The sequence below is a fragment of the Segatella copri genome, from assembly GCF_009495355.1.
Taxonomy (GTDB): domain Bacteria; phylum Bacteroidota; class Bacteroidia; order Bacteroidales; family Bacteroidaceae; genus Prevotella.
Genome location: NZ_VZAD01000036.1, coordinates 17,836 through 41,439, shown reverse-complemented (window position 1 = coordinate 41,439; position 23,604 = coordinate 17,836). Strand labels below are relative to the sequence as shown.

At 43.5% G+C, this 23,604-nt stretch carries 25 protein-coding genes; 14 read left to right on the top strand and 11 right to left on the bottom strand.

The features are described from left to right. Nucleotides 1-9 precede the first annotated feature (9 nt). From F7D20_RS04075 to F7D20_RS04050, 6 genes are all read left to right on the top strand, one after another. Complete coding sequence (locus tag F7D20_RS04075) at nucleotides 10-681, top strand: 2-C-methyl-D-erythritol 4-phosphate cytidylyltransferase (RefSeq protein ID WP_158462957.1); 672 nt, start codon at nucleotides 10-12, stop codon at nucleotides 679-681. 76 nt (nucleotides 682-757) lie between these two features. Then, complete coding sequence (gene recG / locus F7D20_RS04070) at nucleotides 758-2,854, top strand: ATP-dependent DNA helicase RecG (RefSeq protein ID WP_158462956.1); 2,097 nt, start codon at nucleotides 758-760, stop codon at nucleotides 2,852-2,854. 59 nt (nucleotides 2,855-2,913) lie between these two features. Continuing rightward, entirely contained in the window at nucleotides 2,914-3,315 is a 402-nt protein-coding gene (locus tag F7D20_RS04065) for a hypothetical protein (protein WP_158462955.1), read from the top strand. 335 nt (nucleotides 3,316-3,650) lie between these two features. Further along, the gene (locus tag F7D20_RS04060) at nucleotides 3,651-4,598 is read left to right on the top strand and encodes a M23 family metallopeptidase (protein WP_158462954.1); all 948 of its coding nucleotides are present in this window, start codon (nucleotides 3,651-3,653) and stop codon (nucleotides 4,596-4,598) included. 328 nt (nucleotides 4,599-4,926) lie between these two features. After that, nucleotides 4,927-5,772: a hypothetical protein gene (locus tag F7D20_RS04055; RefSeq protein WP_158462953.1), complete on the top strand. Its 846-nt coding sequence runs from the start codon at nucleotides 4,927-4,929 to the stop codon at nucleotides 5,770-5,772. Between the two features lie 168 nt (nucleotides 5,773-5,940). Then, entirely contained in the window at nucleotides 5,941-6,651 is a 711-nt protein-coding gene (locus tag F7D20_RS04050) for a response regulator transcription factor (RefSeq protein ID WP_158462952.1), read from the top strand. Here the strand turns inward: F7D20_RS04050 and F7D20_RS04045 are convergent. Beyond that, nucleotides 6,631-7,980, bottom strand: a complete 1,350-nt coding sequence (locus F7D20_RS04045) for a sensor histidine kinase (RefSeq protein ID WP_158462951.1) — start codon at nucleotides 7,978-7,980, stop codon at nucleotides 6,631-6,633. The two genes, F7D20_RS04050 and F7D20_RS04045, sit on opposite strands and share 21 nt — an antisense overlap. Nucleotides 7,981-8,089: 109 nt before the next feature. Here F7D20_RS04045 and F7D20_RS13145 point away from each other — a divergent pair, with 109 nt between their 5' ends. The 3 genes from F7D20_RS13145 to F7D20_RS04035 are packed head-to-tail and all read left to right on the top strand — an operon-like array spanning nucleotide 8,090 to nucleotide 9,753. Then, nucleotides 8,090-8,218 (top strand): hypothetical protein, encoded by a 129-nt coding sequence (locus F7D20_RS13145; protein WP_262884592.1) that lies wholly within the window; start codon nucleotides 8,090-8,092, stop codon nucleotides 8,216-8,218. A gap of 43 nt (nucleotides 8,219-8,261) precedes the next feature. Beyond that, nucleotides 8,262-8,438, top strand: coding sequence for a hypothetical protein (locus F7D20_RS04040; protein WP_158462950.1), 177 nt, complete (start codon nucleotides 8,262-8,264; stop codon nucleotides 8,436-8,438). After that, entirely contained in the window at nucleotides 8,416-9,753 is a 1,338-nt protein-coding gene (locus F7D20_RS04035) for a radical SAM/SPASM domain-containing protein (RefSeq protein WP_158462949.1), read from the top strand. Before F7D20_RS04040 ends, F7D20_RS04035 begins: the two co-directional genes overlap by 23 nt. Nucleotides 9,754-9,787: 34 nt before the next feature. On the opposite strand, the gene F7D20_RS04030 is transcribed toward F7D20_RS04035, so the two are convergent. Continuing rightward, nucleotides 9,788-9,952: a hypothetical protein gene (locus tag F7D20_RS04030; protein WP_158462948.1), complete on the bottom strand. Its 165-nt coding sequence runs from the start codon at nucleotides 9,950-9,952 to the stop codon at nucleotides 9,788-9,790. A gap of 409 nt (nucleotides 9,953-10,361) precedes the next feature. On the opposite strand from F7D20_RS04030, the gene F7D20_RS04025 reads away from it, so the two are divergent. The 5 genes from F7D20_RS04025 to F7D20_RS04005 are packed head-to-tail and all read left to right on the top strand — an operon-like array spanning nucleotide 10,362 to nucleotide 14,846. Next, a complete protein-coding gene (locus F7D20_RS04025) occupies nucleotides 10,362-11,162 on the top strand; it encodes a CPBP family intramembrane glutamic endopeptidase (protein ID WP_158462947.1) in 801 nt (266 codons plus the stop codon). Then, nucleotides 11,116-11,280 (top strand): hypothetical protein, encoded by a 165-nt coding sequence (locus F7D20_RS04020; protein ID WP_158462946.1) that lies wholly within the window; start codon nucleotides 11,116-11,118, stop codon nucleotides 11,278-11,280. The genes F7D20_RS04025 and F7D20_RS04020 overlap by 47 nt, the downstream gene beginning before the upstream one ends. A gap of 2 nt (nucleotides 11,281-11,282) precedes the next feature. After that, nucleotides 11,283-11,453: a hypothetical protein gene (locus F7D20_RS04015; RefSeq protein ID WP_158462945.1), complete on the top strand. Its 171-nt coding sequence runs from the start codon at nucleotides 11,283-11,285 to the stop codon at nucleotides 11,451-11,453. 60 nt (nucleotides 11,454-11,513) lie between these two features. Continuing rightward, entirely contained in the window at nucleotides 11,514-12,668 is a 1,155-nt protein-coding gene (locus tag F7D20_RS04010; protein ID WP_158462944.1) for an HlyD family secretion protein, read from the top strand. A 6-nt stretch (nucleotides 12,669-12,674) separates the two neighbouring features. Then, nucleotides 12,675-14,846, top strand: coding sequence for a peptidase domain-containing ABC transporter (locus F7D20_RS04005; protein ID WP_158462943.1), 2,172 nt, complete (start codon nucleotides 12,675-12,677; stop codon nucleotides 14,844-14,846). Nucleotides 14,847-15,907: 1,061 nt separating this feature from the next. On the opposite strand, the gene F7D20_RS03995 is transcribed toward F7D20_RS04005, so the two are convergent. The 9 genes from F7D20_RS03995 to tsaB all read right to left on the bottom strand — a co-directional run bounded on the left by F7D20_RS03995 (nucleotide 15,908) and on the right by tsaB (nucleotide 23,592). Then, complete coding sequence (locus tag F7D20_RS03995) at nucleotides 15,908-16,342, bottom strand: hypothetical protein (RefSeq protein ID WP_158462941.1); 435 nt, start codon at nucleotides 16,340-16,342, stop codon at nucleotides 15,908-15,910. After that, on the bottom strand, nucleotides 16,339-16,815 hold the full coding sequence (locus tag F7D20_RS03990; protein WP_158462940.1) for an RNA polymerase sigma factor: 477 nt from the start codon (nucleotides 16,813-16,815) through the stop codon (nucleotides 16,339-16,341). Before F7D20_RS03990 ends, F7D20_RS03995 begins: the two co-directional genes overlap by 4 nt. Nucleotides 16,816-16,824: 9 nt before the next feature. Further along, nucleotides 16,825-17,250 (bottom strand): hypothetical protein, encoded by a 426-nt coding sequence (locus F7D20_RS03985; protein ID WP_158462939.1) that lies wholly within the window; start codon nucleotides 17,248-17,250, stop codon nucleotides 16,825-16,827. A gap of 309 nt (nucleotides 17,251-17,559) precedes the next feature. Then, a complete protein-coding gene (rseP, locus tag F7D20_RS03980; protein WP_158462938.1) occupies nucleotides 17,560-18,942 on the bottom strand; it encodes an RIP metalloprotease RseP in 1,383 nt (460 codons plus the stop codon). A gap of 156 nt (nucleotides 18,943-19,098) precedes the next feature. Further along, nucleotides 19,099-20,265: a 1-deoxy-D-xylulose-5-phosphate reductoisomerase gene (locus F7D20_RS03975; RefSeq protein WP_022252831.1), complete on the bottom strand. Its 1,167-nt coding sequence runs from the start codon at nucleotides 20,263-20,265 to the stop codon at nucleotides 19,099-19,101. Between the two features lie 51 nt (nucleotides 20,266-20,316). Further along, the gene (gene rimM / locus F7D20_RS03970; RefSeq protein ID WP_022252830.1) at nucleotides 20,317-20,841 is read right to left on the bottom strand and encodes a ribosome maturation factor RimM; all 525 of its coding nucleotides are present in this window, start codon (nucleotides 20,839-20,841) and stop codon (nucleotides 20,317-20,319) included. A gap of 70 nt (nucleotides 20,842-20,911) precedes the next feature. Beyond that, nucleotides 20,912-22,222 (bottom strand): UDP-N-acetylglucosamine 1-carboxyvinyltransferase, encoded by a 1,311-nt coding sequence (gene murA / locus F7D20_RS03965; protein WP_022252829.1) that lies wholly within the window; start codon nucleotides 22,220-22,222, stop codon nucleotides 20,912-20,914. Nucleotides 22,223-22,264: 42 nt separating this feature from the next. Next, on the bottom strand, nucleotides 22,265-22,870 hold the full coding sequence (locus F7D20_RS03960) for a DUF4290 domain-containing protein (RefSeq protein WP_158462937.1): 606 nt from the start codon (nucleotides 22,868-22,870) through the stop codon (nucleotides 22,265-22,267). A gap of 29 nt (nucleotides 22,871-22,899) precedes the next feature. Continuing rightward, the gene (gene tsaB / locus F7D20_RS03955; RefSeq protein ID WP_022252827.1) at nucleotides 22,900-23,592 is read right to left on the bottom strand and encodes a tRNA (adenosine(37)-N6)-threonylcarbamoyltransferase complex dimerization subunit type 1 TsaB; all 693 of its coding nucleotides are present in this window, start codon (nucleotides 23,590-23,592) and stop codon (nucleotides 22,900-22,902) included. Nucleotides 23,593-23,604: the final 12 nt, after the last annotated feature.

Below are 23,604 nucleotides of genomic sequence, written 5' to 3'. Positions count from 1 at the left end.
ACTTAAATTATGGATTACGTAATCATTGTTGCCGGAGGCAAAGGACTGCGCATGGGAACAGAGACGCCCAAGCAGTTTCTGCCAGTAGCCGGCAAGCCCATACTGATGCGCACTATAGAGCGCTTCTACGAATACAACCCCGACATCAACATCATCCTTGTGTTGCCCGAGAGCCAGCAGGAATACTGGCACCAGCTTTGCGAAGAGCATCATTTCGACATCAAGCACCAGATAGCCAATGGTGGCGACACCCGCTTCCAGTCATCAAAGAACGGACTGGCGCTTATTCCCGATGATGCCGACGGAGTGGTGGGAATACACGACGGTGTGCGCCCATTCGTATCAACCTCAGTCATAGACGAATGCTACGAGACCGCCCGCGAGGAATATGCCGCCATACCCGTATATGCTGTGACCGACACACTGCGCTATATAGACCAGCGTGGAGGAGGCAAAAACGTGATGCGCGACGACTATCGTGTGGTACAGACTCCTCAGACTTTCGACATTGCTCTTGCCAAGCAAGCCTTCAATCAGGGTTACAAGGCCCAGTTTACCGACGATGCCTCGGTGGTGGAAAGTTTAGGTTGCCAGGTAGCTATGGTGGAAGGCAACCGCGAAAATATCAAGATTACAACCCCCTTCGACATCAAGGTGGCAGAAGCCCTATTAGCAGAATAAGAACAAGGGAATTCTTCACTCTTCATTCTTCACTCTTCATTCTTCACTCTTCATTCTTCACTCTTCACTTAAAAAAATGAGTAGTATTTTAGACCAAGACATCATGTACCTGCCTGGCGTAGGTCCTAAGAAGAAAGAGATTCTGAGCAAGGAGCTCGGCATCTGCTCGTATGGTGACTTGCTGGAATACTATCCTTATAAATATGTAGACCGCACCAAGGTGTTCCACATCAGCGAGCTGACACCGGAAATGCCCTTTGTACAGATAAAGGGAAGGATTCTCTGTTTCGAGGAATTCGACATGGGAAAACGCAACAAACGGGTAGTAGCCCACTTCTCCGACGGATTCGGAGTAGCTGACTTAGTTTGGTTTCGCGGCGCACAATACATCTACAAGACTTACAAGACCGATACCGAATACATTGTTTTCGGCAAGCCAACGCTTTATGGCGGACGTTTCCAGTTTGCTCACCCCGATATCGACGACGCACAGTCGCTGCAACTCTCCGACATGGGCATGCAGCCCTACTATGGCACCACCGAAAAGATGAAAAAGATGGGGCTTACATCGCGCGCCATAGAGAAGATAGCCAAGGCGCTGATAGAGAAGCTTCCTGCCCTGCCAGAAACCCTGCCCGACTTTATCACCCATCGTCTGCACCTTGTCTCACGCGACGAGGCCTTCCGCAACATACATTATCCACACTCTCATCAGGAACTGCAGAAGGCACAGGTGCGGCTGAAGTTTGAGGAGCTGTTCTACGTGCAACTCAATATATTAAGGTACGCGAGCGACCAGCGACGCAAATACCGGGGATACGTGTTCAACCGTGTGGGAGAGATATTCAACAGTTTCTATGCGAACAACCTGCCTTTCAGTCTTACCGGAGCACAAAAGCGGGTGATGCATGAGATACGCGCCGACATGTGCAGCGGCAAACAGATGAACAGACTTCTGCAGGGAGATGTAGGATCGGGCAAGACACTCGTGGCACTGATGACCATGCTCATCGCACTCGACAATGGATTCCAGGCCTGCATGATGGCTCCTACCGAAATCTTGGCAGAACAGCATCTGCAAACCATCAGGGAGTTTCTGAAGGGGATGGACATCAGGGTGGAACTGCTGACGGGCATCGTAAAAGGCAAAAAGCGACAGGCCATACTCGACGCATTGGCTTGCGGAGAGGTGCAGATATTGGTGGGAACTCATGCCATCATAGAAGAAACCGTGCAGTTTGCACACTTAGGACTGGCTGTCATCGACGAACAGCATCGCTTCGGTGTGGCACAAAGAGCCAAGCTATGGAGCAAGAGCCTGAATCCGCCGCATGTATTGGTCATGACGGCAACCCCTATACCACGCACCCTTGCCATGACTATATACGGCGACCTGGATGTAAGTGTCATCGACGAACTGCCGCCTGGCAGAAAACCCATACAGACGCTGCATAAGTTCGACACCCAACTGACCTCTCTCTATCAGAGCATCAGACGCCAGATCAACATGGGGCGACAGGTCTACATCGTATTTCCGCTCATCAAAGAGAGCGAGAAGAGCGATCTGAAAAACCTGGAAGAAGGCTTCGAGACTCTCAAGGAAGCCTTCCCCGACTACAACCTCAGCAAAGTGCACGGCAAGATGAAACCTGCAGAGAAGGAAACTGAGATGGAGAAGTTTGTGAAGGGCGAAACCCAGATACTCGTTGCCACAACCGTCATCGAGGTAGGCGTCAATGTGCCCAACGCCTCGGTCATGGTGATTCTGGATGCGCAGCGATTCGGACTCTCTCAGCTACACCAGCTCAGAGGACGAGTAGGACGAGGAAGCGACCAAAGCTACTGCATCCTGGTAACCAACTACAAGTTGAGCGAGGATACAAGAAAGCGAATCGACATCATGTGCGACACCAATGATGGATTCCGAATAGCTGAAGCCGACCTGAAGCTTCGAGGCCCTGGCGACCTGGAGGGAACGCAGCAAAGCGGAATAGCCTTCGACCTGAAGATAGCCAACATAGCACGCGATGGTCAACTTGTGCAACTGGCAAGACAGGAGGCGCAAGCTGTTATCGAGGCCGATCCGCAATGCAGTCTTCCCCAGTACGCACCACTATGGTCGAGGCTCAGAGAGCTGAAGAAAACCAACATCAACTGGGCTGCCATCAGTTAGCGGCAGCCCCCTCAACCAGACAACACAGGCTATCAACATCAAGTAAAACAGAAGCAAAAATGGCAATAAAAGAACAAACATCTGAAGGAAACCTCTTCCCCGACATGCCCACCACGCCAGCCACTGTGCCTGTCTCCACACCCAAGAAGTGTGGTCGCAAACCACTGGTTCGCGAGCCAGAGCCACGGCCCGACCTGACCAAGGAGGAAATGAGAGAAAAGCTCATAGGCATCAAAGAGATAGAAAGCGTAACAGGCATCAGATACATCCGACTGCACGTCACCGCCAAGATGATCATCGGTATAAGAGAAAGCTCGGGCAAGGAATTTACCATCAATCTCGATGAACTCTATAAAGCCTATACACAGTGCAACCACTTCACAAGTCCGGAGGTAAAGAAGTACATCTTCATGGGACATTCACCTGCCGTAGCTCTGCTCAGATATCTGAAAAATGGATAAATTACAAAAGAACAGCGATATCCAACAAGAGTAAAAAAAAGGAAAAACGAGAAACCGAAAAAATGTTAAATTCTGCTTTCGACTTTTCATGCAATAATTATGCCAATTCGCCTATATATAAACTGCATTCGAAAGCTATCCGAGTGAAAACGAGCATGTTAAAGACCGAATAATTTATGTTAATCCATTAGGTTATTTGAATTATTTTTGTTATATTTGCAACGTCTATATAACAAAATCGCATCTTAGAGCACTTTGCATTGCGATTTTCCGTACAGAATTCTTATTGTTCTGTATGCTAAACGACCAACCTAAAAGAGTATTAATTTAGAATTATGAGTTTAAAAAGCAAGATAAGTAAAATCTTTGTAGGAGTATTATTGTCCCTCGCTGCCGTGCCCACTCAGGCTCAAGACCTTCTGGCACGTCAGGCACCGGTAGATCATCGAATGAAGTCGCTCGACACTTTAGCCATCTCTCATTATCGCCAGATGGAAGAGCGTGAGAACCCAGCCAGCGAACTCTATGAAGATTTCTCCAATAAATACGCTCACAAAGCCACATCGCTGCCTGAGCATTTCCGTATAGACCTTCGTCATTTCTGTATGCCTACCCAGAGCCGCGTGGTAACCAGCAACTTCGGTTATCGTGCGCAATTTGGCCGTAGCCACAAGGGTATGGACATCAAAGTATATATCGGCGACACCATACGTGCTGCCTTCTCAGGAAAAGTACGTATCGTAAGATATGAGAGAGGCGGATACGGCAAATACATCGTTATTCGTCACAACAACGGACTGGAGACTATCTACGGTCACCTTTCTGCACAGCTCGTAGAAGAGAATCAGGACGTAAGAGCCGGCGAAGTGATAGGACTCGGTGGAAATACCGGTCGAAGCACAGGTTCGCACCTCCACTTTGAGACTCGCCTTTGCGGCGTAGCACTGAACCCTGCCTTGATGTTCGACTTCCGCAACCAGGACGTAGTGGGCGACTACTATGACTTCAACCGTAACACATACGAGCACGAGGGCATTGCAGCCAACTCGGTTCGTGGAAAAGTGGGCAACGGTGGCTACACACGCGAGCAAGTCAACGGAGGCTCTGTGGGCAGATACGAAGCCAGCGCAAGTGGCGAGAAGCTTTACCACAAGGTTAAGTACGGCGAGACTCTCAACTCTATTGCCGAGAAGCGTGGCGTAAGTGTTGAGAAGATCTGCCGCCTCAATGGTTACAAGAAGGACAAGAAGCTTACTCCTGGACAGATTATCAGATATTCATAATTCTGTCATCATCCGACAGACTGCCCGGCATAACATAGCAAAATAAACTTTCATACAATAAATACAAAAGCAGGAGTTCCCCAATAGGAATTCCTGCTTTTTCGTACACTAAACATTCCCACTCCAAGGCTATTGGCTATAACTTTTACCGACGACCGAAGGGAGTGATAACTTCTTTAAATTCTATAACTTCTGAACTTCAGATTGATTGTGTTCTGACTTTTTAAAGTGTGCACAATTAACATAAATCTAACAATTAGCTAACAAAAGGTATTCGCAAATTATTGTAACTTTGCAGGCGACAACGGAATTCAACAATTATTAAATTATGAAATATTTGTATTTAGTTTTATTGCTTCTACCGCTAAAGGTATTAGGGCAGGTAAAATTACAAGATGTCACAATAAGTGGTAAACAACCTAAGTTTGTAAGATTAAAGGGATATTATCGTAGTTATCAACACAATGATTCTTTGCTTAAGTATTACGTGGATGGTATCGTGGAATACTATATCAATCTAAAAAATGAAAAAGTATATTTAAGAAAATATGGCTGTCGTTATCTAAGAAATGAAGAGCTTATTAGTAAAGATAAGAAAAGGGCCTTTATGCTTAGCGATCAAGCAACATTTCGTCCGTGGCCAGAAGGAACAACTTTTATAGAGGAATGTCGTAAAAAGTATACTATTCAAGATTCTGCTAATGTTGGATATATTAAAAAGAAGAGCCAAACTATAGGAAGAATAACAACTGATTCTATCCGTAAATGCTGTACGATAGAAATGGATATGGTGCCTACATATGACAAGCTTTCTCAAAATATATTTGGTTATTCGCAGGAAATAGTAAGTGACAAATTCACGGAGGCATACCGATTAAGTGATGAGGATTATTATTCCTTTAAAAACTTGATCTTTCAGAAAACTGATCAAAGTTACAATTATTGGCATAAAAAGGATTCTCATAAACAGTTAATTCACGTTGTTACAGAATTGTTTATTACGGAACAAGAATATGTAGATGAAAAGAAGAAAGAATCAGGCATTAATCTGCAACCGCAAGAAGCTACTCAAGCGATAGAAAACTATATATCAGTCCATGGATTGCCACTCCTGCCGTCCGAAGAACAAGCAGAAATGAAGAAACTACAGTTTTATGACCCAGCCAAATTGTAAGAAATAGAAACTATCAACGATTAGACAATAGTTCGTAAACAGAGTCTACTTTAAAGTAAGGTCTGTTTTTAAATGCTTATATTTCACGAAAATAATCTCTGATTGATGCCGCTATCAGGATTTATTTTCGTATCTTTGGCATCATCAATCAAATAGAAAGACTAACAAATGGCAGACATAAAATTACTTCTGGTGGAAGATGACGGGAATCTCGCATTTGTCGAGAAAAATACGTTGGAAGATGTCGTTGGTGGTTACGAGATTATAACTGCCTGCAACGGTAAAGATGGTATCAAGGCTTGGGAAACATTCAAGCCTGATGTTATCATCTCAGATATTGACATGCCTATCATGAACGGCATTGACATGGTAAAGCATATCCGTGAATTAGATGGCGAGACCATCATTATGTTTACCACCAACCTCACTTCGCCGTCCAAACTGAAAGAAGGGTATAATGTTGGTGTTGATGAATATATCAAGAAACCTTTTGTGCCAGAGGAACTTGATTGTCATGTCAAGGCATTGCTAAAACTCAAAGGAGGAATAGAAAGGCGCAACGTCTCGAATTGCGTCAAGATTGGCAAACACATATTGGATCCAGAACACACATGTTTAAAGGATGAAGATGGAAAAATCTGCTTGAAATTGGGACGACAAGAATCAAAGACATTAGAACTTCTTGCCAAGAACAAAAATGCAATCATCAAGCGGGAGACCATACAGAATATCCTTTGGGGAAGTGACGAGAAAGAATTCTATCTTGCCCGACGACTTGATGTTGTCATAACAAACCTTCGAAAAGATCTTCAAATAGACCCGTTTGTGCAAATAGAGACCACACGTGGTGTAGGCTTTTCATTGATAGAGTCCATCTAATCCTTCTTCTTCACCCCCCCCATTGCTTGCATCTTGATCTGGCAAGAATATGGTGAACTCGGTATATTTTCCGAGTTCACTATCTACAGTTACCATACCGTGATGTGCCTCTAATACATGAAGAACATAGTTTAGACCTAACCCAAATCCAGAAGCACCACCTTTAGTAAATGTGCGTTTAGAAGCGGAAGCTCGTTCAAATTTATCAAAGATAATTTGTTGGTCTTCTCTGGATATGCCCATGCCATTATCCTTCACCCGGATATTTACACCATTTTCTACTCTATAAGAAGTAATTTCTATATAAACTGTGCTTTTAGAATATTTTATAGAGTTGTCTATTAGGTTATAAAAGACTTCATTTAAATATTCTTCGTCTGCAAACACCAGTGATTCATTTATAATATTTTTGAATGTAATATTTTTCTGTGAGTTTACTTCAAAATTTCCTTCTATATTATTTAATAGTTGTTCTAAGTTTATAATAGTCTTATTTAATATAAGTTTTCCTGATTCAAACTTAGAAATAGTAAGGATTCTATTTATTAATTGATACAAATGTTTATTCTCATTTCTTATAACTGTTAGATATTTTGTTCTCAACTTTTTATTTTCTCCAACAGAAGGAACAGTAAGAGTATTAATCCCCATACTAATAGTTGACAATGGAGTTTTCATATCATGTATCATAGCATAACTAAAATCCTTTTGTATTCTTGCATTTTTTTGTTGGGTTCGAATAATTGCAACTTGCTTCATAATACATGTAAATGCTAAAATGCAGAGAATGAAGCTTATAAAAATTAGAAGTCCAAGTTCATGAAAGTATAAGGAAATAGGATTTGCAAATTCTATTTGAATGCCTTGTGAACCATCTATCCTTGTCGGGATAATTTCTGATTTTATAGCTCCAATCTTAGTTGTATAAAAGCTATTATTTTTATATACTATTGACTTTTTCTTATTAGTTACTTTATATAGTATATAAGTATTAGGCATGTTAGTTTGCTTGATATTTCGACTGAGTATCTTTGTTAATTGATGAAAATTGACATCTTTATGGCACAAGTTGAATATGCCATTATTGATGTATTCATAATTATCGTATTTCGGATTCGGGTTATTAGAACCTTGAATTTGAGCATCTGGTGGGATATTTGCAAATCTGCCGTCTAACTCCTTAAAGAGACATTGAATAAAAAAAGCGTTTACATCCGCTGTCAACTTATTTACAGCCACACTGAAAGAATTATACAACCATATCGTTTGCAATAAAAACACAGCAAATATAGTGGCAATAGTAATATTTTTATAGCCGTCAACTTTCATTTTTTGCAAAAATACAAATAAAATCTAACATAAACCTAAGAAACATCTAACATTTAATATTTTTAAAACTTTATACATTTGCAATCGAAAATAACAAACAACAAAAATAATGAGAACAGAAATAAGAAATTTGACCATAGAAGAGTGTTTATCTTCACTTGGTGGTGCTGGTGGTGAGAGAAAAGTATACTATAAGTTAATAAATGGAAAACTTTATCCATTTTATTACCATGATTAAATGTATACTATTAATGTAATAATTAAATTAAAAACTTAAAATTATGAAGAAGTTGGAAGAAATGGGACTTGTCCCTTTAAACAAGAAAGAGTGTGTTGAACACGATGGTGGCAATGACAAGCCTGTCTTCAAGGGTATTACGGCTGACGATGTCATCGTATGTTGCATCAATATTCCTCCTGTGAAATTACCTGGGGATGGAATATTTGGTATTGGCTAATCTATTAATGAAAAAGTTGGAAACAAAAGACTACAAGTTGGTCAAAGTTAAGGATAAACAATACGTATTCCTAACAGGAAGTCAAGAAGTGTTGGAAATCCAAAATCCTTTATTGGAAGAATACTTTGACTCGACTTGTAGTTGGAATGAGAATGCCACACATGAGGAGAAGTTCGATAAGCTTACCTCTGCTCTTATCGCAATGAGAGATAATGTGCATATTCGAGAAGAAACCGAAACTGTTCCACAACAGGTGATGTTGACATTCAATACGACTCATGCTTGCAACATGGCTTGTCGATATTGTTTTGCTTTTACGAAGGAAAAGCATATTGAGCCGATGTCTATCCACGTTGCAGAAAAGGCGACAAAAAACTTGTTGAAGGATTTTCCAAATACCAAACGTTATCTCTTCTATTTCTTTGGTGGAGAGCCCTTATTATGTAAGGACTTCATAAGAGAAACTGTAAGAAGAATAGAGGAAAGGTTTAAGGAGTATCCAGGCAAAGATTTTGCGTTTCTGCTCAATACAAATGGATTACTACTCAATGACAAAGACTTGTTAGCGCTTTTCAAGGAAAAAGACTTTACCATTACTATAAGTCTTGATGGGCCACAAGAAGTAAATGACCAAAATCGTTTGTTGGTTTCTGGTCAAGGCTCATTTAAACGAATAATGGCAAACATAGAACTATTGAGACAGGCAAACATTAAGTTTAATCTCAGAGCTACAATAAGCCCAAGAAACCAGAACTTACTTGGTACGTTTCAGTTCTTTGAAAACCTCGCAATTCCTTATGCCTACGCCTTTACCATAAGTGCTAATGAAAAGGATGAGTCAGAAACAAAGATAGACAAAAGAACTTGGGAAAGAATGCAAGTGGATTATCTGCAAGTATTCAATTTCCTAACAGATAAACTTCTTCGTAAGGAGGAAGTGTTCTGTATGGACTTCAAGCAGAAGCTATCTACCCTGTCTCAAAAGACGATAAGGATGCATGGATGTGAAGCTGGCAGAGCAAACTTTCTTGTAGATGAGCAAGGACGATATTTCGCATGTCAAAATATGTTGCCATACCAAATTACCATAGGAGATATCGAAAGAGGTATCTTATTATCAAAGCAAGACATCTACAAGTCCCAGTTCATTTTGAACTTAGAAAAATGCCAGCAATGCTGGGCTCGTTATCTTTGTGGTGGCGGTTGTCAAACAGAACGCATTCATAATGCTCCTTCATTTATGATGCATTGCAAAATTCATCTTTTAGAATGGGAACAAATATTAGCGGCATACATTAAAATAAAGAAATTCTGAAAAAGACTTCTTTTTATGTGGTTTAATCTACCACTTATGGAGATTCTAAATACAAAATATAATATTTAATTATGGCATCTTTTTGGGCACCTTTGAAATCAACAACTCCGAAATGGTGGTTAATTACAGCATTGCTTATCATCGATACTTTTGTATCATTATTCGCCTTGCAGTTTTTAACCTCTGCAATTAGTTTCATAGCAATGATTCTAATAGGAGGGTTAATTTGTTTTTTCTTATATTGTTTATATTTTAAATTATTTGAAAAATGAAAAAGTTTAGAAAAATATTTTGTCGTTAAAACGATGAATTTAAATTAGAAACTTAGTGATTAACCTTTCATGTTACTCAGGTATTTTGACATGAGTAACTTATTAAATATTAGAGGTTCACATAAAGTTTTTAATAAGCAAGTATGAACAAGTTTACAACCAACGGCTGTAAGCCAACTTGTAAATCATCCAACAAATATGATTACAAGATAAACTTAAGGCTTATCTTGCCACTCTTACAGAAGAGGAAATCGGCATATATAAGGGATGGCCCTGGCTCACTTACAGAGAACATCACAAAATTAGAAGGTTAGAAACAATATAATCACAAGTAATATGAAGAAAGAACTATTAGCAGGAACGAAAGGACTGGTAACTACTTTGATGGTTGCTATGGCTGTAGTTTGTATATTCCAATTATTCTCAGCCATTGGTAATTTTGCAAATAGAAACAATTACGTGCTTTCTCATTCTGTTTTTGTCATTGCAATTATCACATGGATTTTATATAGATATTCCATAAAGAACTATCTAAAGAAATGTCCAATAAAAATTGCTTTATATTGTCCTATTATCGCTATTTCGAATTTGGTATTGCTCTCTGTTTTTGGTACATATATATATATACCAAATTTGTTTGAGAATGCATTAACCTCCATTACGCAAAATACTCTGCTGTGTACAATAACTATAGGTTTGCTACAACCTGTGGCAGAAGAAATGTTGTTTAGGGGCGTTGTTTTAGGATGTTTGTTAAAAGGGAAGACTAATCCATGGATTGCAATAGGAATCTCGACTTTTATATTTAGCATTATTCACTTAAATCTCACCCAAATGATAGGTGCTGCTATATTTAGTATGATTGCGGGATGGTTATTCTATAAAACAAGAAGTCTATGGCCTTCTATCATCATCCATACTACGAACAATCTATCATGTTGTGTATGGAGTTTTACATCTCTTTCAACAATCACATATGGGATGACAAAAGAACAATTATTGATTATTCATATACTTTTAGTCATAATATGTATTGTCGTACTATCACTTACAATAAAAAAAATATGTGTTATATTCAAAAGAAATAAATATGGAAAAGATCATAGAATTGTCAGCTTCTCAACTAATGGAAATTAATGGAGGAGGAATGAAAGATAAAATTGTTAAATATCTCTTTGGTTTGCTTGCAGATTATTTAGTTGGTACTCCTGACGATCTTAAGCAAGGTTATAATGACGGATTAAAAAGAAAATAACTATGAAATGTAACAATTATTTAAAAGAGTTAGATGAGCAAGAGCTCAAGTCTATCAACGCAGGTGAAAAAGGCTCATTGCTTTATTGGTTAGGAAGAATTGCTGGTGAATTAGTGTATACACATCAGCACAATCCCGGTTTCGGTGACGCCTTAGTTATGTCTTTGCATTAATTTACAGCAAGGTCAAGATTATCAACTAATCTTGACCTTGTAAAAAACAAGTCATCTTCAATGATTTTACCTCCTGCTTGGATAGAGAATAGTATTGAGACCTACATCTATCAGCACACGACAAAGTCTCAAGTCATTTATTGGGTGGTATTGGCAACCATAGTTCTGGCATTCGTACTGTTGCCATTCGTATATGTTGATATTTCCATCCTAAGTAATGGTGTGGTAAGACCAGCCATTGAGAAAACTGACATCAAAGCAACGATCTCTGGAATAATAAATGATGTATATGTTTATGAAGGGCAGAAAGTGAAGAAAGGAGATATCCTTCTTCGCTTTCGAGCCTCTTCTTCTCATGAAAAAATAGCCTATCAAGACAATCGGTTAAAAGATTTTGAAGACCATATATCTGACTTGAAGACCTTATCTATTGGTGGTAAGCCTTCTGTTTTTCGATCACCAACTCGCCTACAGGAATACCAACTGTATGTTAGCAAAAAACAAGAATTACAGGTAGCTATAGAACAAGCCAAAAGAGAATATAACAGAGAAAAGATACTCTTCGACAAGTTTCTTGTCTCCGAGGAAGAATATGAAAAGTATCTCTTTACTTATCAAAGCAAAAAGGAGGAATTGTCATCTCTTATAGAGTCTCAGTTAAGCACTTGGCAAACGGAACTGAACAATTATCAAAACCAATTTAAGGAAATGCAATCCGCCCAAAATCAAGAAAAGGCTGAGGTTAAAAATATGTATGAATTGCGTAGCCCGGTAGATGGCACCATAGAGCAATTTTCAGGAATCTATCGTGGAAGCAGCGTACAGACAGGGCAATCTATCTGTGGCGTCAGTCCTGATTCCACTATATATGTAGAGGCATACGTGTCGCCCAATGATATTGGCTATATCTCTGTAGGTATGCCTGTCAAGGTCCAAATCACCTCATTCAATTATAATGAGTGGGGCACGGTCATGGGTTCTGTCATTTATGTGTCGTCCGATTATATGTCGGATGAAAAAGGAAATACTTACTTTAAAGTAAAATGCAAATTGCAACAAAAGTTTCTCGTCATGAAGAAAACTGGCATGAAAGGATACCTCAAAAAAGGAATGGTGGCAAATGTGAGATTTATGATAACCAAGCGCTCACTGTTTGACATTCTATATCAAAATATAGACGAATGGATTAATCCTACCCAATATATTACCGAATAAACAGTAATGATGATGAAAAGAAGCATTAAGATAAAACAACACGATGTGACAGATTGCGGGGCTGCATGTCTCGCCTCGGTATGCGCACACTACGGGCTTAAAGTGCCTGTGGCCAGAATACGCCAATATGCCTATACCGACCAGAAGGGTACCAACATTCTGGGCATGGTGGAGGCTGCACAGAAATTAGGCTTTTCTGCCAAAGGTGTAAGAGGCGTGTATGACGCACTCTGCATGATACCTATCCCAGCTATTGCTCATGTGGTGATAAAAGAAGTACTTCACCATTTTGTCGTGCTCTACAAGATAAGTAAGAAGGGGGTTGTCTACATGGATCCTGCTGATGGAGAAATGCATAAGGCAACAAGGCAAGAATTTGAGAAAATGTGGACTGGGATTCTGGTTATATTGGAGCCAAACGAAACTTTCGAGAAAGGCAACGAAAAAGTTAGTATGACCATGAAGTTCTTACAACTACTTGCTCCACATAAAAGCATGATGACGCAGGCTTTGTTTGGGGCTTTGATATATAGTGTATTAGGACTTTCTGTATCAGTATATGTAGGCAAGATAACCGACTATGTGTTGGTCGATGAAAATCTCAACTTACTCAATCTGATGAGTGTCATAATGATTGTGTTACTCGTATTGCGCACTTTCATCGGTTCGATGAAGAGTATTCTTGCCCTAAAAACAGGCCAACGTATTGACGCAGCCCTTATCCTTGGTTATTACAAACATTTGCTGCATTTGCCACAACAATTCTTTGATACCATGCGTGTGGGTGAGATTATCTCTCGTGTCAATGATGCTGTCAAGATAAGAAACTTTATCAATAATGTTTCTCTCGACTTGATAGTAAACATGATGATATTGATATTCTCCGTGTTCCTTATGTTTGTTTACTCTTGGGAGTTAGCTCTGATAACGCTTGCTTCGGCTCCATTGTTCTTGTTGGTATTCTGGGGATTCAATAAACTGAATCGTAAGTATCAACGAAAAATCATGGAGAGCAGTGCCGACTTGGAGTCGCAGCTTGTAGAGTCTCTTAACTCTATTGCCACCATCAAGAGATTTGGTGTGGAAGATTTTGCCAATCTGAAAACAGAAAATCGATTTGTGGTATTATTGAAGAATACTTTTCGCAGCATCTATGGATCTATCTTGGCAAATAACGGAGTGCAATTCATATCTACAGGTATAACCATTGTGGTATTATGGGTTGGTAGTACCTTGGTCATCGACAAATCCATTACACCTGGTACTCTGATGCTGTTCTACTCGTTGGTAGGATATGTCATTTCTCCTATCGGTTCGATAATAACCTCAAACCAGACCATACAAGATGCACTTATAGCTGCCGACCGCCTATTCCAAATCATGGATTTGGAGGTAGAGGAAGAGAGTATGTTGTGCTTCGACCTTGAGCCTGATATGATAAATGGTATTGTCTTTGAAAATGTATATTTCAGATATGGTTCGAGAAAGCAAGTCTTTGAGAAACTTAACTTGAAAATAGAGACAGGAAAAACAACAGCTATTGTGGGAGAAAGTGGGTCGGGCAAAACAACATTGGTATCCCTGCTGCAGCATATCTATCCAATACAAGATGGAGAAATACGTATAGGCAGTTATCAGATAAAGAATCTGAGTAATAGAAGCTTGCGCCGTTATGTAGGTTCTGTTCCACAACAGATAGAACTGTTTGCCGGTACAATCATAGAGAATATTGCTTTGGGAGACTTTAATCCAGATATGCAAAAGATAACAAACATCATAGAGCAATTAGGACTAAAAGAGTTCATCGATAGGTTGCCTAATGGATACAATACTATAATTGGTGAGCATGGCACCAGTCTTTCGGGTGGAGAGCGTCAACGTATTGCCATTGCAAGAATGATGTACAAAGACCCGATGATTCTTATCTTTGACGAAGCTACCTCTTCGCTCGACTCTATCTCCGAGCGATATGTTAAAAAGGCGCTTGATTCTCTTTCAAAGCAAGGCAAAACCATCATTGTTATCGCCCATCGTCTCAGTACGGTAAAAACGGCGGACAACATTGTGGTTTTAGACCAAGGCAAAGTGGCAGAATCAGGCAATCATCAGTCCCTTCTATCTAAAAATGGAATCTACCATAGACTATGGAAAGAACAATTTGATGAAATTGATTTGTAAAAACATGAATATTCAGATGAAATTAAATTTAGATATTAATCATTATCTTTCTGATAAGAATAAAGGAGAGAAACCGATAGTGATACTTATAAAGGGGGCTGTTATTTATCTTATTTTATTAATAGTCTCTATTCTTGTTATCAGCTATGCACATCATATAGGATGGCCTCATGAACTTAAGCCAAAAGAAAATATGACAAAAGACACAATACTAATGTTAATAGTAATTGGGCCGATCATAGAAGAAACAATACACAGACTATGGTTGTCATTCCACAAGACAGAAATCATTATCAGTGTAACTTGTATCTCTTTTTTCATTTTAGGAGAATTATATCACATAGACGACAAATATATTAGAATTCTTACAAAGTTAGCAATTGCATTTGTGATGGGATATCTTTTTTACAAGATACCGCAAGCAAGGTATGATAGTATCAAAAGTAATAAATATCTATATAGATCATTCATCTGGTTTTCTATCTTATGGTTTTCCCTAATGCATATAAATAATTACAATGTAGAAATGTATTACTTACCTTATCTCATCATTGCTTGTTTGCCACAATTTAGTGCTGGAATATTGTTTACTTATTTCAGGTTGAACTTGGGAATTTACGCAAGTATATTCGCACACATATTACTGAATGGAGTTACATATATTCTTTTATAGTATAAAAATGAGAGCGTGTTTCAAGTCCTGATCGTTTTTTCAAATTAACTAAAAACGTAACTACTCAGCATCCATATAGAAGTAACAACTCAGCATCCCTTGAATAGAAAAGTCGAAATATGAAAGCGGCTTCGATAGTCAATGAAGCCTATTTCGTAGAGCAATGAAAGCGGCTTCGTAAGCAGTTAAAGCTTACCATCAAGAAAAGTCAACAAAGGGCGTTGTTAACATCTGCCCAAGGCGTTGGGCAACTTTGCCCATAAGGATGGGCAAACTTGCCCAATGCTGTGGGTAAACTTGCCCATCGTATTGGGCAAAGTGCATAATTGTGGTTTAACGATTTTAGTTGACCACTTTAAGTTTTATTGATAATACACGTTGACTCACATTAACGTAACAACTCATGACAATAGGGTGCTGAGTAATTACCCCGTGTTTGGTCGCGCAGACTCAACAAATCTACTACGATGTTCACTATACTAACTATTGTGAAGCATACAAGGCCCGAGACGAGCACGAGCACTGCATATCGCGAATACCGTCCGAGCGTTACGAGCAGGGCGTTCTCCACGCCGAACGAAAAGAGTGGCTGTTCGGCTGGCATGGCGAGCATAACGGCTATGACGCCTCCTCCCAAGATAACTCCAAGCACGAAGGCTGCGAGCATGGCATAGCGGTAGCGTCTGAGGCAGGCTTCTTCGTGCTGCTTCAGATACTCAACGGCGTCGAGGCGTTTCTCGAGTCTGGCAATGAATGCGTCGCCATCGTCAAAGGTGGGTCGGGCTGCGAGGAAGAGTTCCTCAAGTGCTTTATCTTTCTTCATACGTTCAATATTGTTTTAAGGTTGTCTCTGCCGCGCGAGAGTTGCTTCTTCACGGCGTCTATGGTGCAGTCGGTGATGTCGGCTATCTCCTTCACCGAGTAGCCGCTCATGTAGAACATCACCACTGCAGAGCGCTCCTTGGGCGAGAGTGTGGCGAGCGCCATGTACAGCTCCTGATGGCGGAAGGCGGAGTCGGCTGACGTTGCTGACGCCACGCTGCGCGCTGCAGAGATGTCGTCGAACGTGCGCTTGCTTGCCTTGTGGTTGAGGAAGGTGTTGCGTGCTATCGTGAACAGCCACGCGCGAAACTTGCCCTTGTCTCGATAGGCCGACGAAGAGAGGTAAGCCTTCACCAGCGTCTCCTGAGCTATGTCGTCGGCATCGTCGCGCTTACCGCAGCAGAGGGCGAGCAGAAAGCCTCGCAATGCCTCCTGCTCGCTCTTCACAAGTGCTATGAATTGTTCTCTCGTCATACGCTGTTTTTACTCTTTGTTCATGTTCTGCTGCTCTGCCTCCATCTCCTTGGCGAGCATACGGCGACCTACGAAGTAGCTTATGAGGAAGGCGATGCCGATAGGTATCAGCGCTACACCTACGATAAGGAGCATATCTGTTCTGATCACTTCGCAGAAGAAGTAGAGCAATATGAACGCCACGCCCATAAGACAGCAGAGGCAGCCGCGCTCAAGTCTGGCGAGCAGCTTCTCCTTGATAAGCTTCTCCGACTTCTTCATGCGCTTCACGAGGTCTTCGACGTCGAGGTTGGGGTTCTTCTCTAACGCAGCGAGGATTATCTCCTTGCGGTTGCGCTCAGATGCCAAAGCACTCTTGAACACGATTGCTACAATAGTGATAGGGAGCACTACTGCCACTCCTAACGGAACCAAGATTTCTACTAAATTATCCATATTTTTCTTTCGTTTTTAAATTGTTATACTTGTTGTTTGTCACATCGTTGTGTGCAGAAGCGGTGCGTTTGTTGCTTCTTGCAGAACCAGTTCATTTATATAACAAGCGGCACGGGCGAAAGGTGACATTGCTGGAACAAAAATAATTGATTTTATTTGAAAACAGCGCTGATTCTTGTAGTAAGGAGTATTTTGAAATTGTTTAACCTTAATTCCGCAACACTATAATTTAAGAGTCCACTTAAAAAAGAACCATCAAAACATAAGGGTATTTTTTTAAGTGGACTCAGCTAATTTACGGATTATTCCTTAAATGATGCCGAAGAGACGCAACACGTCGTTGAGGTTGGCAACGATGAGAAGGAGCAAGAGGATGGTGAAGCCCGCATACTCAGCATAAGTAAGGAACTTGTCGCCAGGCTTGCGTCCTGTTATCATCTCGTAGAGGAGGAAGAACACGTGTCCGCCATCGAGTGCGGGGATGGGCAGGATGTTCATGAAGGCAAGGATGATGCTCAGGAAGGCTGTCATCAACCAGAAAGCGTGCCAGTCCCACATGGGTGGGAAGAGGCTTCCCAGTGCGCCAAAGCCACCCAGACTCTTGGCTCCCTCCTTGGAGAAGACGTATTTCATGTCGCCCACATAGCCCGACAAGACATTCCAGCCATACTTGATGCCGGCAGGGAAGCTCTCGAAGAATCCGTAACGGATGTGAGTCACCTTATAGTCGCGTACAATATTGTAGTTGACGAATCCCATGCGGGTGTATCCCGCTGAGGCATCGAGCTGAACAGATGTGGTAAGCGTGTCGCCATTGGCTTTCAGCACCGTCAACTGGGCATTGAGGATGGCTGCGCTGTCCTTGGCAGTAGTGGCAGCAGCCAGCTGGTCGTCGATGCGGCCCATCTCGTTGGTGAAGGCATTGAAAGTCTCCACCTTCTGACCGTTGATGCTCAGAATCTTATCGGCAGGAGTAAGACCAATCTTGGCGGCAGGTGTGCCCTTTGCCACACTGTCGATACGAAGAGGCTGATAGATTTCCACAAAACGGGGAGTAGCCTTGAACATGCTCAGCATGTTGATGTCGCCGGGCAACTGCAGGCTCATAGGCTTGCCATTACGGATAATGTCGACTCTGTGGGCAGTAGAGAGCGCACGGAACATATCGCCATCGTAGGTCTTGAAAGCACCTTCCTCAGTACCTACAAGGATGTCATGATCCTGGAAACCCAAGGCCTTGGCCTCGCTGTTGAACGCCATGCCCTGCTTCATGTCCTTGGTAGCCACGTAGTCGTCGCCCCAGTGGAAGAGAATCATCGAGTAGATGAAGAGCGCCAGCACGAAGTTGACCAGCACACCACCTATCATGATGAGCAGTCGCTGCCAGGCAGGCTTGGAACGGAACTCCCAGGGTTGCTCGGGCTGTTTCATCTGCTCGGTATCGAAACTCTCGTCGATCATACCCGAAATCTTGCAGTAACCGCCTAATGGCAACCAACCCATTCCGTAGGTAGTGTCCGAATTCTTGGGCTTGAACTCGAAGAGATGGAACCAAGGGTCGAAGAAGAGATAGAACTTCTCTACCCTAACTCCGAAGAGCTTGGAGAAGAAAAAGTGACCGCCCTCGTGGAGCAACACCAATATGGAAAGCGCCAACATGAGCTGAAGCGCCTTGATCAAGAATATTTCCATTGTTTTACTTTGAACTGTGAAGGCAGAAAACTGAGACTTTTGTGAGGCTCCTCCCGCCGTTCACCATGATTATGATTGATAAACTTTATTGATAATTCGTGATTGACAGTGTGCACACCTTATTATATATATAGCGTCTCTCACACCTTCATTATATTATGACGCACTCTTCATCAGTTCTGCAGCGATGCGTCGGGCCTCGGCATCGGTCTGCAGATAGACGTCGAGATCGGGCTGACTGTCGAAGGTGGCTTTCGCCATTACCTGCTCTATGATGTCGCCCATCTGCAAGAATCCACACTCGCCACGGCGGAAGCCGGCATTGACCACCTCGTTGGCTGCATTGACGATGCACGACATGTTGCCACCTTTCCTGATAGCCTCGAAAGCCAAGCGCAGACATTTGAACTTCTCGTAGTCGGGCTCAAAGAACTGCAAGTCCTTGGTCTTGAACAAGTCGAGACGGTCGCCCTGCAGAGGCAGGCGCTTGGGGAAGGAGAAGGCATACTGTATGGGCAGACGCATATCGGGCACACCCAACTGAGCCTTCACTGCTCCATCGACAAACTGCACTGCGCTGTGCACGACACTCTGCGGATGGATGAGCACCTCTATCTTGTCGGCAGGAACGCCGAAGAGCCATTTGGCCTCAGTCACCTCGAAACCCTTGTTCATGAGCGAAGCCGAGTCGATGGTGATCTTGGCTCCCATGTCCCATGTAGGATGGCGGAGCGCATCAGCAGCAGTCACCTTAGCCAACTGCTCCATGGTGTGATGGCGGAAAGGTCCGCCCGAGCAGGTGAGTAATATCTTGTCTATCTCGTTGTCGTCCTCGCCCACCAGACTCTGGAAGATGGCACTGTGCTCGCTGTCGACCGGCAGGATGGGCGCATGATACTGCTGGGCCAAACCGCATATCAGTTCGCCAGCCACGACGAGGGTCTCCTTGTTGGCAAGACAGATCTTCTTGCGGGCCTTGATGGCATGGATTGTCGGCTCAAGTCCTGAGAAGCCCACCATAGAGGCAAGCACCATGTCGATAGGGTCGGCCTCCACGATGTCGCAAAGCGCCTGAGCACCGGCATAGACTTTGATGTCTGGCTCATCGCTCAACAGGTTTTTCAACTCGTCATAATGTGCCTCGTTGGCTATCACCACGGCAGCAGGCTTGAACTTACGAGCCTGCTGTGCCAGCTCCTTTACACGGTTGTTGGCTGTAAGACAGTACACCTCATACAAGTCGCTGTGCTGCTCTATCACGTCGAGCGCCTGTGTGCCGATGCTTCCCGTGGAGCCAAGGATACATATTTGTTGTTTCTTCATTTTCTCTTATCTTATTCTAATTTGCAAGCCTTCGCAACTTTTCGCCGCCATTTAATCCAACTCGAGGATTCCCTCGGGCAACTGCATCTTGATGACACGCTGCCCGGCATCCACCTCGTGAATGAAGTCGTTGCTGGCAGGAATCAGCAGTTCCTTTCCCGCAGGTGTCGTTATCTCGAAGAGCAAGTTGATGGTGCTGTCGTCCACATGGTCGATCGTGCCTATCACCAGACCGGTAGTGGCATCAACAAGCTGGAAGCCGATAATTTCTGCCCACGACATATTCTCCTCATCGCTGTCGGAGAGATGACGGGGAAAGAACACCTCGCAGCCCGTATAGGCACGCACCTGTTCCTGCGTATCGATGTCCTCGAACTTCACCAGCACATTCTCGTCGTTCTTAAACCGGTATTCCTCTATATAGAAAGGCACCAGGATGCCGTCAATGTCGAGAATGAGATAATCGGCATCCACACGGTCGAACACATCGTCGGTAATGGCAAAGGTGATTTCTCCCTTCACGCCGTGGGGCTTTCCCAACTTGCCTATCTTATAAACGTCGTCTCGTCTTATCATATCGCATAGAATCTTTGAAAATCATGATCAGTAAAGCCATTGAATTCTTCACTCTTCACTCTTCGCTTACTCAATCCGTGACACGCGTAATCTTGGCTCCGAGCTGATTGAGTCGGAACTCTATGTCCTCGTAGCCACGGTCGATCTGTGCGATATTCTCTATACGGCTTGTACCGTTGGCACTCATCGCTGCAATGAGCAGGGCAATACCGGCACGGATATCAGGACTTGTCATTCTGCCGGCACGGAGTCGGATCTTATGGTCGTGGCCCACCACCACAGCACGGTGCGGGTCGCAGAGAATAATCTGTGCACCCATATCGATGAGCTTGTCGACGAAGAACAGTCGGCTCTCGAACATCTTCTGATGGAAGAGCACGCTGCCACGTGCCTGTGTCGCCACAACGAGGAGAACCGACAGGAGGTCGGGGGTAAGTCCTGGCCATGGGGCATCGGCAAGCGTCATGATGGTTCCATCGATAAAGGAATCTATGACGTAGTGCTTCTGTTCAGGAATAAAGAGGTCGTCGCCCTCAATCTTTATCTTCACACCCAGTCGGCGGAAAGCCTCGGGAATGATTCCCAGGTTGCGGACCGACACGTCCTTGATGCGTACACCGGCTCCACACATGGCAGCCATACCGATGAACGAGCCCACCTCGATCATATCGGGCAGGATGCGATGCTCGGCTCCGTGAAGCGACTTCACGCCCACGATAGTAAGAAGGTTGCTGCCTATGCCGCTGATCTGAGCGCCCATGGCGTTGAGCAGATGGCAGAGCTGCTGGATATAAGGCTCGCAGGCTGCATTATAGATGGTGGTGGTTCCCTCGGCAAGCACCGAAGCCATGATGATGTTGGCAGTACCCGTAACCGAAGCCTCATCGAGCAACATATAGCAGCCCTTCAGTTTTCTGGCTTCTATCTGATAGACATTGCGCTCGTCGTCGTGCACGAACTTGGCACCCAGATACTTGAATCCCAGGAAGTGGGTGTCGAGACGACGGCGGCCTATCTTGTCGCCACCCGGCTTGGCGATGGTTGCCTTGCCACAGCGTCCCAACAGCGGACCAATCATCAGCACGCTTCCACGCAGCGAGGAGCACTTAGCCACAAACTCCAGGCTGTCGAGATAGTCGAGCTTCAGCTCGTCGCTCTGGAATGTATAGTCGTTGCGACTGTTCTGAGTTACCTTCACGCCTATCTCCCTGAGCAACTTGATGAGGTTGTTCACGTCGAGGATGTCTGGCACATTCTTGATGCGCACAGGCTCGTCGGTAAGGATAGTAGTGCAAATCACTTCGAGTGCCTCGTTCTTGGCACCCTGCGGAATGATGGTTCCTGTGAGCGGATGACCGCCTTCTATGATAAATGACTCCATAGACTATTCTTTGGGGTTTATGAATGATAAGGGGAATATAAGTTACTTGTTCTTTTTCTTGCCATTGCGTCCTTGCGACTGCTCACGGTCTACAATTCTCTCGAACTTGAAAGTGTTCAAGTCGAGCTGAATCTTTCCGTCGGTAAAGCGGGCCAGGTCGGAAGCCACCTTCTCGCCGTCGCTCGAACCATGGCTCCACTGCATCAGGTTGCGATGCATCTGGTTGGCAGTGAGTTTCACCAGTTCGTCGCGCTCCCTGCCAGGCTCCATGGTCTTCAGAATCTCGAAAGCCTCGAAGAGCATGGCACCATAGTGGCGCACGGGAATCTTCTTCATCGGATAAGGCATGGGCTCGGGCTTCTGTGCTATCTGCGAGGCACTTGTCACATCGAAAGGATAGTCGATGTCGAGCTGGAAACGGCTCATGATGGCGAGCTGATCCCAGAGCTTGCGCTCATGTCCCTCCACATTCTTGCTCTCGGGGAACATTCGGTCCATGATGGCAATGATGGCCCTGGCGCATCGCTGACGCTCCTCACGGTCGGGCAGGCCGACTGCATAGTCAACCATCTGCTGTATCTCTCGTCCATACTCAGGCAGCACGATCTGCTCTCGCTGGGTGTTATAGTCTAATCCGTCTATGTTCATTAATATATATATAATAATAGGTGTAAATATCAAATAAGTTTCTTAGGCATCTTGGCCACGAAGTCCTTCAGATAGAAAGGCACGAAGTAAGCCACATCCTCAAACTTGCCTTCCACGAAGCGCTTCTCGGCCAATGGCGCCATATTCTTTGCCAGCGGCTCGATGTTCTTCACGAGATGGGCGTTGGGATGATTGATGACTTCCATACACTTGGCTGCTCCGTTTCCGAAGAAATAGACAGCACCACGGTCGAGATACTCCTTGTAGGTTTCTGCGTCCACAATGTCGGCCTGTATAGGGCGCACCTCGCGGAGGGCGCGGTCGAAGACCTGCGCATACACTTCCATTCGGCGGGCGTCGAGCATAGGCACAATGAGCGCATCTTCCTCGGCAGGATGCTCGCCAAGGAGCACGGGCACAGCCAGCAACTCGAGTGTAGGCACGGCGATGAGCTTTGCGCCACGGCCATAGCAAAGGCCCTTGGCCATACTCACTCCTATGCGAAGACCCGTATAAGAACCAGGACCGCAACTTACTGCCACAGCCTCGAGCGGAATATTGCGGGAATCAATGTAACTGATAGCCTCATCGACGAACACGCCCAACTTAACTGCATGGTTGGGACCGCTGTGATCTTCCTTGTTGAAAATCACGGCTCCATTATCACTAACTGCCACCGAGCACACGTCGGTACTCGTCTCAATACTTAAAATACAAGCCATAAAAATAAATAT

Coding starts and splice junctions, on each gene's coding strand:
- F7D20_RS04075 (WP_158462957.1), top strand. CDS start 10: ATGGATTACGTAATCATTGTTGCCGGAGGCAAAGGACTGCGCATGGGA.
- recG (WP_158462956.1), top strand. CDS start 758: ATGAGTAGTATTTTAGACCAAGACATCATGTACCTGCCTGGCGTAGGT.
- F7D20_RS04065 (WP_158462955.1), top strand. CDS start 2,914: ATGGCAATAAAAGAACAAACATCTGAAGGAAACCTCTTCCCCGACATG.
- F7D20_RS04060 (WP_158462954.1), top strand. CDS start 3,651: ATGAGTTTAAAAAGCAAGATAAGTAAAATCTTTGTAGGAGTATTATTG.
- F7D20_RS04055 (WP_158462953.1), top strand. CDS start 4,927: ATGAAATATTTGTATTTAGTTTTATTGCTTCTACCGCTAAAGGTATTA.
- F7D20_RS04050 (WP_158462952.1), top strand. CDS start 5,941: ATGGCAGACATAAAATTACTTCTGGTGGAAGATGACGGGAATCTCGCA.
- F7D20_RS04045 (WP_158462951.1), bottom strand. CDS start 7,980: ATGAAAGTTGACGGCTATAAAAATATTACTATTGCCACTATATTTGCT.
- F7D20_RS13145 (WP_262884592.1), top strand. CDS start 8,090: ATGAGAACAGAAATAAGAAATTTGACCATAGAAGAGTGTTTATCTTCA.
- F7D20_RS04040 (WP_158462950.1), top strand. CDS start 8,262: ATGAAGAAGTTGGAAGAAATGGGACTTGTCCCTTTAAACAAGAAAGAG.
- F7D20_RS04035 (WP_158462949.1), top strand. CDS start 8,416: ATGGAATATTTGGTATTGGCTAATCTATTAATGAAAAAGTTGGAAACA.
- F7D20_RS04030 (WP_158462948.1), bottom strand. CDS start 9,952: ATGAAACTAATTGCAGAGGTTAAAAACTGCAAGGCGAATAATGATACA.
- F7D20_RS04025 (WP_158462947.1), top strand. CDS start 10,362: ATGAAGAAAGAACTATTAGCAGGAACGAAAGGACTGGTAACTACTTTG.
- F7D20_RS04020 (WP_158462946.1), top strand. CDS start 11,116: ATGGAAAAGATCATAGAATTGTCAGCTTCTCAACTAATGGAAATTAAT.
- F7D20_RS04015 (WP_158462945.1), top strand. CDS start 11,283: ATGAAATGTAACAATTATTTAAAAGAGTTAGATGAGCAAGAGCTCAAG.
- F7D20_RS04010 (WP_158462944.1), top strand. CDS start 11,514: ATGATTTTACCTCCTGCTTGGATAGAGAATAGTATTGAGACCTACATC.
- F7D20_RS04005 (WP_158462943.1), top strand. CDS start 12,675: ATGATGATGAAAAGAAGCATTAAGATAAAACAACACGATGTGACAGAT.
- F7D20_RS03995 (WP_158462941.1), bottom strand. CDS start 16,342: ATGAAGAAAGATAAAGCACTTGAGGAACTCTTCCTCGCAGCCCGACCC.
- F7D20_RS03990 (WP_158462940.1), bottom strand. CDS start 16,815: ATGACGAGAGAACAATTCATAGCACTTGTGAAGAGCGAGCAGGAGGCA.
- F7D20_RS03985 (WP_158462939.1), bottom strand. CDS start 17,250: ATGGATAATTTAGTAGAAATCTTGGTTCCGTTAGGAGTGGCAGTAGTG.
- rseP (WP_158462938.1), bottom strand. CDS start 18,942: ATGGAAATATTCTTGATCAAGGCGCTTCAGCTCATGTTGGCGCTTTCC.
- F7D20_RS03975 (WP_022252831.1), bottom strand. CDS start 20,265: ATGAAGAAACAACAAATATGTATCCTTGGCTCCACGGGAAGCATCGGC.
- rimM (WP_022252830.1), bottom strand. CDS start 20,841: ATGATAAGACGAGACGACGTTTATAAGATAGGCAAGTTGGGAAAGCCC.
- murA (WP_022252829.1), bottom strand. CDS start 22,222: ATGGAGTCATTTATCATAGAAGGCGGTCATCCGCTCACAGGAACCATC.
- F7D20_RS03960 (WP_158462937.1), bottom strand. CDS start 22,870: ATGAACATAGACGGATTAGACTATAACACCCAGCGAGAGCAGATCGTG.
- tsaB (WP_022252827.1), bottom strand. CDS start 23,592: ATGGCTTGTATTTTAAGTATTGAGACGAGTACCGACGTGTGCTCGGTG.